Below are 12,106 nucleotides of genomic sequence, written 5' to 3' on the forward strand. Positions count from 1 at the left end.
ATCACCTTCATTTTAATAATACTATTTTATTAAGTGTAGAGAACTTTCATCATTACACGCATACCAGAATCCTGCATAATCCATAATTAATATCTTTTCATCATAAACATAAAATGAATGATCTCGTTCTTTATTGACATAAAAACCATTCAACCAAAGTGGTTCTGATTTTTTTAAGATTTGTTCCATTCTAAATTTGTCATTTATTGTACCAACATACTTACTACCAAACACCAATTCTTGTAAACAAAAAGTAATTAAAAAATGTGAAAGTGATTTACATACAATTTCATGCCCTAATGCGTTTTCATCCCATACCTCAGCAGCATCACTATACACTGATGAATTATCATTATTTGCCTCAACTTCACAAGTCCAATTTCCTTGGTTCTCAGACAAAATAGTTATTCTTCCATCTTTTTCTTCTAAATTTTCTACTTCTATTAAAAAATCCTGGTTATCAAAATTTTTTGGTTCTTATAGGGTTCAATATATCCAACATCATTTTTTCTCGGATGAGGCCAATTACCTGCAAAAAGATACAGTTCTCTTAAAGCCTTAGGTAGAGACTTAGGCACCTCATTATCTGACATTCCATATTCAGGTAACGCTTTACCTGCCCATTTTTCAATAAATAGCTTAAGGCTTTCAATTCGATTTTCATCATCTTTTATATACATAATTTCATACCTCTATAATCTTTGAATTTCTTTAATGTTCATAATTTATTAGCAGCAATCCCAATTATATAAAATCCTAGTAAAATCAAGTTTCTTCAAATCTTCTTCATTTATAAAAAAGTTTGCTACGCCACTATCTCCAAACATTAAATCACATTCCTTTTCATAATCAAGTTGAAGCAGTAAAGTATCGAAGTTATTTAATTTTTCATCATCCCTTGGATCATCTTGAGTAAAAAAGGGATATCCTCCTATTCTAGAGCCATCAGCATTTAATTTTTCCATATAATCATCATCTTCTTCATCTGTTAAACTTATATCCTTATACACATTATTATATCTATAATCATCCCAAGGTATAGGCATATATTCTAATGAAAAGTTCATTTTACCTTCACTGCTAAAAGGCATATACCAATCTTCTTCTAAGTCTCCTAAAAATGAAAAATCTTTTATTAGCTTTTCTTCATTTTTTTCAACAGCAGGTATGTATATTACCTTAAATGTATCCTGCATACATGGATCATCAAAATTGAGCCCATATACATCATCTGGTAATATAAAAAATTGTAATATACCTTTTTGTGGAAAAGGTTCTATTTTAGGAACTTCTTCAAAATTAATTTGAGCTAATAATCTTAAGTATTCTCCATTAGATGCTTTAGGATATTCCATGCCAATTTCTAAATAGGGATTTCCTCCTAATTTACTTTCCCAGGGTTTGGTTTCTTGTTCTTTTAATTTTATTTTTACATATGGTTTTATAGTTTTTTCTATTTTATCCCTATATTTTTCTAAGCTTTCTGGTAATTCTATAATTAAATTTTTCATTATTATTCACCTATCCTTAAATAAAATTTTATTAATCTTCTTCACAAAAATCACAACTGTCACTTAAAGCATATACTATACCACTTCTATCTTTTACTGCTTCTTTAAAAAATTCTTTTAAAGAGTTTATAAATCCAATATCCCCTTCACTAATTTCATCAAAAGAAATCCCCTGCAAATTAAGTTCTTTTTCTATACTTCTGCATATGCTTAATACATCTAAATTCTCTAAATCAGAAATTACTCTTTCTATGTTTTCTACTGACATGTATCTTAAGGCAAGGTTATCATGATTTGCAAAACTACTTGCTATCATTTCAATTTCTTCTTTATCTTCCGGCGCTATACCCCACATTTGAATTACTCTTTCTTCAATTTGTTCTTTTCTTGGATTTTCTATTCCAAGTTCAGTCTCCCAGGCACTATATGTATAATTAAAATCACTCACTCCAAACAATAAAGCATGAACAGCTCTTTCTTTTTTATATTCCTTATCCTCCTGGTAATTCTTAATATAATAATCCTCACGAAAAATTTCACTTATAGTGTAGTCACTAATCTGATATTCAATTAATTCTTCACAATTAATATCACCATTTATGATATTAACTAACTTACTTTGTCCCTCCATAGAATTCATGTATTCTTTTTTAACTTTAATAACTTTTACGCTTTCTATTTCCATTTTTATCTCCTCTACTTAACAATTATGCTCTATCTCTACTGAATTATGGATTCATAATTATATCCAGCATTTTTTCAGTGTTATTTACAAATTGCTTCATAACTTGAACATGCTCAGTATCTTTATATCCTACTTTTTTAAATTGACCTTCTAATTCATATATTAGTGAATCAGGATAGGCCATTATTATAGGAGAATGAGTTGCAATTATAAATTGCGAACCCTGCTGAACTAATTCATGTATTCTTGCAAGCATAGTCATCTGTCTGGATGGTGATAAAGCCGCTTCAGGCTCATCTAAAATATATAAGCTATTTCCTCTAAATTTATTGATCAATAATGATAGAAAAGCTTCTCCATGTGATTGTTCATGAAGTGAAACTCCTCCATAGGAATCTATGATTTTAGGACCTCCACCTTCTCTATCCAATTCTTCTATGTTAGTTGCAACATTATAAAAGCTTTCAGCCCTAAGAAAGAATCCATCTTCTGGACGTTTAACACCTTTTACCAACCTTAAATACTTATATAATTCTGAATGAGTATTCATTGTGGAAAATGTAAAGTTTTTTGTTCCTCCCTCAGGATTAAAGCCGCAAGCTGTCGCTATTGCTTCAAGTATGGTTGATTTACCAGTTCCATTTTCACCTACAATAAATGTTACTTTTGGGTGAAAATCTAAAGTATTTAAATTTTTCACTGCCTCTAAAGAAAATGGGTATATATCAAATGAATCTATGTCTTCCCTGCATAACCTAACTGTTCTTAAATATTGATTTAATTTAAACTTTTCCATGCGTAAATTTTTCCTCCAATCTATTTAGAGAAATTGATATTAAGTTTAACATCCACTTTATTTAACAATTATGTGTAACTTCTAACTTGTTATTTTCATGTATAGTTCCATAAGTGGCACAAAGCAGCATACCACCGCAGACTTCACTACTAACTTGAAAATGTATTTTCTCTTCATCAGTATCAAGACTGTTAGCTTCAATTGTATCCACAAGCTTTTTAAAATCAAGTACTGGTAAATATTTAGCTACTATTTCATAACTAGTTAAATTGTCCTTATTGGTATACGCATTATATTCCTGTATCTTTTTGTAAATAGGACTTAGATTATTAAAATCATGGATTACTTGTCCATTCTCATCTTCAACTATATAGTCTGGATATTTTTTATTACTTTTATCCCTAAATTCAAACTCCCAAAAAGGATATTCTATATCACATAAATGAGTTATTATCCACATTAGAAATTGCTCATTTATATACTTCACATTAGCTTCTACATCTTTAAATCTCTCACCATAGTATTTTGAAATCTTTGATAATTTTTCTTCTTTAGCCATGTCTTCTGTTACTCCTGCTATATCACAGCCATATAAATCTATAGAAATATCCTTAAATTTCCCCATAACGCCTAAATCAACAATCTTATCCCAGAACACTTCCTGTTCGTCTTCACTAATTTTAAGCATAAAAATCATCTCCTAATCGTTTATTCTTCTTTCTTCTATGTATCTTATTATTTGCTAAATAAAATCTTCTATATGTTCTTTATATTCTTTCACTATCTTTCCACTATTAAGTTTGCTGAAGATTTCTATTGAATCTTCCTCATCTAAATACTCAGACACCATAAAATTAATAAAGATATCTTCATTACACTTATTTTGAAAAAATCCTTCATCCTTTATTTCTATTAATGCTTGTATACATGTATCAAAAACTTTTTCTCTGTATTCCTCAAAAAATTCTGTGTATATGCATGTCTCCGAATCACTTATTTCATCTTCATTATTTTCTTGAAACTCTACTAACATATTTCTAATCTTCTGAAATTCATTATCTGCAGCATCCCATATTTCCCATTCTTGCTCACAAAATTTATAATAATACCTATCTTCTTCATCTTCTATTTGTTCCTCTAATGACTCCTTTGTATTTGCCACAACTCCTATAGATCTAGCAGCTGAATCACAAGTTAGTGAAAATGCATATACTGTAGAATCTTTGTATTCTTCCATAATTTCTAAAAAAGCTTTCTTTACAGCAACAATAACCTCTTCTTTAAATTTTTGAAAATTAAATTCTGATTGCATTAAATTTATCCTCCTCTTTAACACGTTTATAATTTATAAAACCACTCCCTATTTGTAATTAATATTTCTTCAATATACTTATAGATTTTTGTTTCATTCTTAGTAATCCACTCGTCAATTTCAGCCATTACTTCCTCATCATTACAATTGTTTATACCTGCACTATATTTGCTTAGAATTTCACTTTCATTTTTGGCTTTTAAATTCTTAATTAATATTTGTTTAGAATCAATATTCAATACCTCATAGTATGTCCAAACTCCTGATCTATCAGACATTGCTTGCCAATTCATAATTTCACTTAATTCAATAATCCACTGCAGCGAAGGATTTTTGCATTTCTCAAATTCTGCATAAGCAATGCGAAACAGTTCAACTTTTGAAGCATATTCATCTATTGAGTTAAAAAATTTATCTATATATGATTTTGCATACATCTCATTACCATCCTTTGCCTACATACAATTAAAGCCGGATCTTTAAAATCACAGTATCATAGCTGTCTTTCCTTGTTTACTATTATCTGCAAAAATTCCATGAAATTATCTGCAACTACATCTACCTCTTCAAATTCTGGTTCACATCCATAAACTATTGTTCCATTTTCACTTTCCATATCTATAACATAAAAAGAATACTCATTATCTACCGATATCAGTATTGGAAAATATCTATTCCACCAATTTTCAATTTTGCTTTTCCATTCCCTATCATCTTCTGCAGCCTCTAAGCTTAAGATTTCAAACTCATTCCATTTAAGTGCAATATCTGATTTCCCATTATATTCTTCTTCACATAGAAACCAGCTTTTTTCACTAAATGATATACACTGTTTTACTTGCTTAAGAAATTCAAAATATTCATAAGGTATTGCCTTATATCTTTCTCTTACTTTATTAGATAGATTTACATCACATTTTTCATTTTCTTTTATGTTCCAGCAGCTTACTTTAGCCCATTCTATAAATTCTTTAATACTAATCAATATCTGCACCCCAACTTTATATTTTTCTTCTTTATCACATCACTACAAATTGTCCTAATGGATAATTTCCATCCCATGCACATGGCCATCGTCCTTCTGAAAGAACTTCCAAAACTCTACTAAAAAATCCCTTCTTGTCAACAACAATTTCTATACAAGCCCAAGCCACATCTCTTTTTACAAAATCTATAATCTCATAATCTAAACTATAGGTATCACTATCTAATCCCATCTTTTTTAACCTATCTTGAAACCTTGCTAATCCTTCAGCTATTTTAGGTCCAGTTTCCTTTGCAACCCTTTTAAATATTAAATCAATCGTATCATCACCAATAGAGTCAATTGCAAATTTCTCAATACCATGACTTTCCTTGCCCCATACTTCTAGCATTTTATCGTTCCACTCATCCCAAGCTTCAATGAAAGATAACACAACAGTGTACTTATCACTATCTTCACTAGCATGTATGAACCAATTAATATCTCCAATTTCTTTTAAGAAACTCTCAACTTTTTCCTTCACAATGTCCTTATTTATTTTTTCTCCTCACTGCTTAACTTTTGATTATGCCATATGATAGTCCGAGAAATATTATACATAACAACCATCTATTCCCAAGGCTTCAAAATAGCGTCTTGCCTACAACCAATCAAAATCTATTTCTACTTTTTCCTCAAATTCATTTAATACTTCATCTTTAGCTGCTCCAAAATATATGATGTTTTCATCGATGAAATGTAAAGCCAATATATGGCCATCATTTGATATGTAACTAATACGCTTGTTATCTTTCTCTTCTCCATAATTTAGAGGCATAAAATATTCCTTTAATACTATCTCTGAGTTCTCCAATACCGCACTTGCTTCAAGAACATTTATAACTTGAAACACTACAGAATTGACAATATACTTAGTCAATTCTTCATAAATTGACCAATTATATATATCATTACTTTCTTTAACATTTACATTTATAACTTCATTGCTTAAGTCATTCACATAAATTCCATACTTTTCAACCTGTTCATTTGAACAGCCTATTTCCAAAATTTCATCTTCTATTGCAAGTTCGTTAAGACTTTTAAATATGTAAAAGCCATTTAGCATGTATGTATTTTTACTATATCGAAGATAAAATTCTCTTAATGCTTCAGGTAACTTTATATTTAATTTGTTTTCAATTAAACTTATCGACCTATTAACTTCATTTTTATCAACCTTTTCACTATTTGATATTACTTGGTCAATGCTATCTAAAGCTTTCTTTAACAATTTCATTCTATTTTTCACATTTGACTTAGTTTTATTGGAAATACTATCTTTTGCTAAATCGTCTTTAATGTCTCCAAGTCTTACCTTTATATTGCATTCTACTTCTTGCAATTTACTTTTGTCATTAGCCCCTAAGATTAATAATTGTTCATAATGAAGATACGCAGCCATAACCTTTTCTTCTTTATCGTAATAACTATACTTTGTTCCTCTTGAAAACTTTCGTTCGTCGCTTATTTTATATAAAATATCTTGAAGATTCCTCTCTAAGTTTTCTTCTTTAATTTTTATCTTGGTACTAAATTTCATTAAGTTAACTCCATGCCAAAATATATTATTTAATATGTATTCAGATAAGTTTCTAGCTTCAAAATACCAAGAGGCATCATTTTCTTGCTGCAGCTTAACCTTTGGATCTTCTTTATTTGAATCCTCTATTAAAGCTCCATATTTTCTAGATTTATCTATCAATTCATTAAACACAATTAATCCATCTATTATTTGTAAATCTTCTAACGATAAAAACGAATTACAAGCATTTAAAATTTTCTTGTCTTTCCCAAAAACTTCATACAGTTCTTTTAATGGGATTGGTATTAATAAGCCTAGTCTTTTCTCACATTCTTCTATTTCTTTAATTGAAGAACCATTATATACCGAATCCTGCCCATATATATTAAACTGAATTTTTTCCAGATAATTTTTAATCATCTTTTATCTCCCTTTTCCCATATTCCACAACCATATTAATGAGAAAACTAAATAATATCATTAAGAAAATTTGGGTTTATTCTTTAAAGAGTTGTGGAACTCCCTGCCACATTAATTCAGGCATTTCATCTACTTTATTTAAATATACATATATTTCTTGATCATCACCATAAATTCCCGACTCTGGCAGCTTTGTATTTAAAGTAATATGATATATTCCATTTTCTAACTTGATTTGCTGATCCTCTGGACATTCTGAATCCCAGTCCGAGAGCCAAAACAAATCTATCATGCACAGCCCCCCTCCATCTATTACAATAGCTAAACGAATACTAATTGGATACTGCTCATCAATTTCATCACTTGGATAACCCTCCCTAAATTTTAATATATAGTCCCCTCCACTACCTGTACAAAAGCCAACAATATCACCTTTTTTTATGTGTTTTGCTACTTGATCTGGTTTTGCATATTCATTTTCAAAGAAATCTTCTCCTTCTTTAATATTTTTAACTGCTCCATCAGAATAAAAAACTATACCCATTCCATCTATTGAAAGGTTTATATCAAAATTAATTTTTTCCTTATTCATATAATTTGTCCTCCTATATTAAATCTTTTAGCTCTTTACATTCCACATTTATGTGTAACTCCAGCAAAAAAACAATCCATAAATTCTTTAAAATCACCAAAAATTGTTTCTCCTAATTCTTCTAACTCTTCTCTAGTTTCACAACCATAGTATTCTTCGTGATCAAGCCATACAAGCTTATAGTTATTATGTGTATCAAAACAAAGAGGACCCCATCCGTTAAAATCTCCTATTGGTATATATCCAAATTCTATTATCTCTTCGCATCCTTTATAAACATTTTCTATAACCTGAAACGGCTTATTTGATGGTTGATCAAGAATATCAACATAAACCTCCTTGCCATCCTCACAATGAAAATCATCCAGAACTCCATCTAGTTCTTCAAATATATGAAAATATGTAGAAAGAAATGCTTTATATAGAGTTGGTAATTTTACATTGAATTTCTCTTCTAATTTAAGAATATCTTCTTCTGACACATTTGATTCTAGCAGCATCCATTTGTTTTCATCATTGTTATCCTTCATATTTTCTGGAACAATAGTTTCTCCATCATCATCAAACATTTCTCCTATTTCAAATTTTTCGGGATGATTTTTATTTAAGATTTCAAAGTACTTTTTTATAACTTCCTTTTCTTCTTTAATCATTTTCCACCTCGTAAAATTACTTTTTCTTATGTTTTACCCAGCTAGTCCATTAACTGATATTTTATAGTCATCTGTTATTGTAACTTCCATTGAATGACCTGCAAAATAATCTGGTTTTGTATCTATAAATGCTTCTATCATTATTCTAGAATCCATTATTTCCTTATCTTCATCTATTCTTATTGACATGCTGTTAAAGTATAAGGATTGAAAAAATTCTTCTTTACTAATTGGTAATCTAAAAATGTCCTCACCATCTACATACACTTTTTCTCCATCAATTATCTCCTCATCTGAACTTTCTGCCCACTCTTCTGCAAGTCCAATCATATCATCCTCCACAAGAGCATCAAAAACTGATTTTTTATTATTTTCAAGCCATGTCAAATACTTTTTAAATTCATCAATGTAGTTTTTTATCTTATCATCATCAAAAGTATCCTCATCTTTAAGGCTTATTTTCAAGGATACTGACATATAGTTGTCCCAAATTACAGTATTAACATCACATTCAGCTGAACCTATATTATTATTTATTTTAAAATCTTCAACTTTAATATCTAGATTTTCAATACTTAAATTCTTACTTAACTCAGATTTGCAACTATTGCTTTTAAACAAAGATATGTACTTATTTCTAAAAGAAGTAGCTCTCCAATCACTTGGATCTAGCTTTATAGATTTATCTAAGTCTATCAAAGCTTTTTCATACTCCTTCATTTTTACATAACAGTAACCTCTAAAATAATAGCCTTCAGCATAACTGTTATCTATATTTAAAACCTTATTAAAATATGGTTCTGCTTTTTCATAATCTCCATTATTTAAAAATTCTAATCCTTTTTCTACTACACTCTCTGTGTTTTTATCCATTATTGTCCTCCTGAATTTTTGTCTCCAAAATTTTCCACAACGTTAATCCCACCAAACTCCAAATACTCTGAATCCATTTTTTAATTCCGATGTTTGTATCAATGCACATTCTTTACAATCAACTTGCCATACTTCGCTTGGAAATCCATCTCCAAACCATTTGTATATATCATCTTCATTTGCAGTAGTAGAAATATATATGGTATCAGAATATGGCCACTCCTCATCTATATCACAAATTACTATCCAAACCTCGAAAACATTTTCCTTTAGCTTTATGTCTTTTAATATTTCATAAAATTCATGTACATCTAGATTTTCAGTACATGCATTAGCAGCAAATGACCCTGCTGCATTGTTACCTTCAAAAAAATCTTCTATAGAAACTAAAATATCTCTACTATATGGAGGTTTAAAACCACCTTGCTTTTCTATTTTTTCTAAAAGGTCTTTCTTCACTCTAAACACCACTCTCTAAAACTTTCTAATACTCCATTCCAAAATTGTATATTGTCTTCATCATAATCAATAACTACTTTGCTATCTATCAAACTAAATTCCTTTCGGGCCTTTTCAAACAACGCTTCAATTTCTTCTACCTTTTCTTCTTCTATAAGTTTTAAAACTTTGTTTTTCATTTTCTTAAAATATTTCATGCTTTCATACATTTTAGAAAAAGAAGAATTAACAAAATATGTTACAACTTCTTCTATAACTTCATGTTCAAGTTCATAAATTTCTCCTGTAACTTCCTGTATCGCTATCAAATTACCACTATCTAAGTTGTCTGCAACAACATAATATGATATGAATTTTTCAAGATCTTTTAAAAATTCTGATACAAATTTTTCATCTAACCTTGTTACTGTACTATCATTTATCTTTGTCCACTCAACCACATCACATAAAAATCCATGTTCCTTATTAAAGAAGTTAATATTAATATCATAAAATTCATCTTCTTCAATTTTTGTTTTACATAAAAAGTCCTTTGTTTCTTGTGGAAGATTTAAACTCATGATAATGTTTCTCATAATTTTTTTCCTTTCTTAAATAAACTCTATTGTGTACTTTTTAATCATGTATTTTCCCCTTATAAATTTCTAATTTCTCTTGTTTCAAAAGCCTTCTCAGCAATTTCTCTTGCACTTGGCTCATGTCCATATTCCTCCACATCATACCAATATATTAAATCTGAAATATTGTTATGATGAATACTTTTTTCTAATAATTCTATGTAATAGCATATATAGTTCTCTACTTCTTCAATTCCATCTGGCGATTTAAGTTCAATAATCATTTCTATTATTTTAGCTGTTTCTTCAACTGTTATATCACTGACTACTGGTGGATTAGGTAAAGATATTTCCTTAGCAAATTCCTCAAGAGACATAGCTCCCATATAATTTTGAAAATCTATAGGCTCATATTTTTTATGAACTTTTGAATTAAGTTCATCTATTTTATCATTTAAAATTGTCTTTTCATTTTTCTCATAGTATTCTTCATAATATTGTTCAGATAAGTTAGAAATTTCCCCAATAAGCTTCTTTAATTCCTCTACTAACTCATTATTAATTTTAGGTGGCTGCAATTCTTTTCTTAACATCCCTCATCCTCCACTTATTACAAATATATATTTTCACAGTCAAAACTTCCTTTTATCAAATTAAATCATCCATTTAGCCTAATAGCCTCAATGTTCATTTGATTGAAATCTACTTCTAAAATATGATCTCTAATAACTTGATCACCACAATAAATTGTTGCACCATAATCCTGAGATGAATTAAATGTTATATCTGTACTATAAACTTCTATATCATTAAACCATTCCTCATAAACCTTTTCTCCAAGTTCACCTTCATAATATGTCTTTAATACTGCCTCACATTGATTTAACCATTTCAGATAAGAATTTATAAGAGATATTACATTTTCTAAGAAAATTTCATTTTTAATATTTATTCTTAATTCCTCAATATTTTCAATCGATTCATTAAAAATTTCCACACATTTATTTACATTAAAACAAATGTATCTATCATCCGTTTCTTCATCATTTCTTATAAAGTCTTTTATTTCTAGCAAATACTATCCCCCCAAAACATTATTATAAATATAATTCTCTAAATTCCATTACGCACCATTCTATATCAAAACTAAAATTCTAAAATCATGTCATACCATTTTGCACCACCATGAACTGATTTAGATACTCCTTTATTTTTATATCCAAACTTCATGTAATAATGAATAAGCCTTTCCTTACAAGTTAAAATAACTCCTTTTCGGCCTGATGATCTTGCTGTTTCTATCATATGATTCATCAATTTAGCTGCAATTCCCTGATTACGATAATCTGGTATTACATCCAGTCCAAAAATAGTTTGATAGTGTCCATTTGGAACATGAAGTCTAGAATCTTCAAAAAGCTCATCACATATAACAGTTTCATTTATAATACATCCATTAACAAATCCGATTATTTTATCATTTACTTCTGCCACAAAAAAGCTTTCTGGAAATGTTTGTATACGCTGCTTAAAAGACTCTTTCGCAGCTGCTTCTGCTTTTGGAAAGCAAATACTCTCCACTTCTGCTATCTCATTTAAATCATCTATAGATACCTGTCTAATTTTAATCTCCATACTAATCTTCCTTTCCTTTATACCTAAACAACGACAAAATACACATACTTCCAATATAAAATAT

19 protein-coding genes are annotated in these 12,106 nt (G+C 29.2%); all 19 read right to left on the reverse strand.

The window, feature by feature from the left end:
* Window positions 1-21 precede the first annotated feature (21 nt).
* The 19 genes from Q6H37_RS16810 to Q6H37_RS16900 all read right to left on the reverse strand — a co-directional run bounded on the left by Q6H37_RS16810 (window position 22) and on the right by Q6H37_RS16900 (window position 12,042).
* Window positions 22-399 (reverse strand): hypothetical protein, encoded by a 378-nt coding sequence (locus Q6H37_RS16810; RefSeq protein WP_318734255.1) that lies wholly within the window; start codon window positions 397-399, stop codon window positions 22-24.
* Window positions 400-443: 44 nt separating this feature from the next.
* The gene (locus Q6H37_RS16815) at window positions 444-680 is read right to left on the reverse strand and encodes a hypothetical protein (protein WP_318734258.1); all 237 of its coding nucleotides are present in this window, start codon (window positions 678-680) and stop codon (window positions 444-446) included.
* Window positions 681-728: 48 nt separating this feature from the next.
* Window positions 729-1,511 (reverse strand): YwqG family protein, encoded by a 783-nt coding sequence (locus Q6H37_RS16820; protein WP_318734259.1) that lies wholly within the window; start codon window positions 1,509-1,511, stop codon window positions 729-731.
* A gap of 31 nt (window positions 1,512-1,542) precedes the next feature.
* Window positions 1,543-2,196 carry a hypothetical protein gene (locus Q6H37_RS16825; RefSeq protein WP_318734262.1) on the reverse strand — a complete coding sequence of 218 codons (654 nt, stop codon included), beginning with the start codon at window positions 2,194-2,196 and terminating at the stop codon, window positions 1,543-1,545.
* 43 nt (window positions 2,197-2,239) lie between these two features.
* Window positions 2,240-2,992 (reverse strand): AAA family ATPase, encoded by a 753-nt coding sequence (locus Q6H37_RS16830; RefSeq protein WP_318734264.1) that lies wholly within the window; start codon window positions 2,990-2,992, stop codon window positions 2,240-2,242.
* Window positions 2,993-3,053: 61 nt separating this feature from the next.
* Complete coding sequence (locus Q6H37_RS16835) at window positions 3,054-3,680, reverse strand: hypothetical protein (protein ID WP_318734266.1); 627 nt, start codon at window positions 3,678-3,680, stop codon at window positions 3,054-3,056.
* A 54-nt stretch (window positions 3,681-3,734) separates the two neighbouring features.
* Window positions 3,735-4,304 (reverse strand): DUF4303 domain-containing protein, encoded by a 570-nt coding sequence (locus Q6H37_RS16840; protein WP_318734268.1) that lies wholly within the window; start codon window positions 4,302-4,304, stop codon window positions 3,735-3,737.
* Between the two features lie 26 nt (window positions 4,305-4,330).
* Complete coding sequence (locus Q6H37_RS16845; RefSeq protein WP_318734271.1) at window positions 4,331-4,741, reverse strand: hypothetical protein; 411 nt, start codon at window positions 4,739-4,741, stop codon at window positions 4,331-4,333.
* Window positions 4,742-4,797: 56 nt separating this feature from the next.
* Window positions 4,798-5,289, reverse strand: a complete 492-nt coding sequence (locus Q6H37_RS16850; RefSeq protein ID WP_318734273.1) for an SMI1/KNR4 family protein — start codon at window positions 5,287-5,289, stop codon at window positions 4,798-4,800.
* 34 nt (window positions 5,290-5,323) lie between these two features.
* Window positions 5,324-5,812 (reverse strand): hypothetical protein, encoded by a 489-nt coding sequence (locus tag Q6H37_RS16855; protein WP_318734276.1) that lies wholly within the window; start codon window positions 5,810-5,812, stop codon window positions 5,324-5,326.
* A gap of 117 nt (window positions 5,813-5,929) precedes the next feature.
* Window positions 5,930-7,273 (reverse strand): hypothetical protein, encoded by a 1,344-nt coding sequence (locus tag Q6H37_RS16860; RefSeq protein WP_318734278.1) that lies wholly within the window; start codon window positions 7,271-7,273, stop codon window positions 5,930-5,932.
* A 76-nt stretch (window positions 7,274-7,349) separates the two neighbouring features.
* Window positions 7,350-7,865 (reverse strand): hypothetical protein, encoded by a 516-nt coding sequence (locus Q6H37_RS16865; protein WP_318734281.1) that lies wholly within the window; start codon window positions 7,863-7,865, stop codon window positions 7,350-7,352.
* 35 nt (window positions 7,866-7,900) lie between these two features.
* Window positions 7,901-8,518 (reverse strand): SMI1/KNR4 family protein, encoded by a 618-nt coding sequence (locus Q6H37_RS16870; RefSeq protein WP_318734283.1) that lies wholly within the window; start codon window positions 8,516-8,518, stop codon window positions 7,901-7,903.
* Between the two features lie 33 nt (window positions 8,519-8,551).
* Window positions 8,552-9,391: a tetratricopeptide repeat protein gene (locus Q6H37_RS16875; RefSeq protein ID WP_318734285.1), complete on the reverse strand. Its 840-nt coding sequence runs from the start codon at window positions 9,389-9,391 to the stop codon at window positions 8,552-8,554.
* A gap of 42 nt (window positions 9,392-9,433) precedes the next feature.
* Complete coding sequence (locus Q6H37_RS16880; RefSeq protein ID WP_318734288.1) at window positions 9,434-9,850, reverse strand: hypothetical protein; 417 nt, start codon at window positions 9,848-9,850, stop codon at window positions 9,434-9,436.
* Window positions 9,847-10,425 (reverse strand): hypothetical protein, encoded by a 579-nt coding sequence (locus Q6H37_RS16885; RefSeq protein WP_318734291.1) that lies wholly within the window; start codon window positions 10,423-10,425, stop codon window positions 9,847-9,849. The genes Q6H37_RS16880 and Q6H37_RS16885 overlap by 4 nt, the downstream gene beginning before the upstream one ends.
* A gap of 59 nt (window positions 10,426-10,484) precedes the next feature.
* Entirely contained in the window at window positions 10,485-11,000 is a 516-nt protein-coding gene (locus tag Q6H37_RS16890) for a hypothetical protein (RefSeq protein WP_318734293.1), read from the reverse strand.
* 65 nt (window positions 11,001-11,065) lie between these two features.
* On the reverse strand, window positions 11,066-11,482 hold the full coding sequence (locus Q6H37_RS16895) for a hypothetical protein (protein WP_318734295.1): 417 nt from the start codon (window positions 11,480-11,482) through the stop codon (window positions 11,066-11,068).
* Window positions 11,483-11,553: 71 nt separating this feature from the next.
* Complete coding sequence (locus Q6H37_RS16900) at window positions 11,554-12,042, reverse strand: GNAT family N-acetyltransferase (RefSeq protein ID WP_318734298.1); 489 nt, start codon at window positions 12,040-12,042, stop codon at window positions 11,554-11,556.
* Window positions 12,043-12,106: the final 64 nt, after the last annotated feature.

Source organism: Clostridium sp. JS66 (genome assembly GCF_033561535.1).
Classification (GTDB): Bacteria; Bacillota; Clostridia; order Clostridiales; family Clostridiaceae; genus Clostridium_AM; species Clostridium_AM carboxidivorans.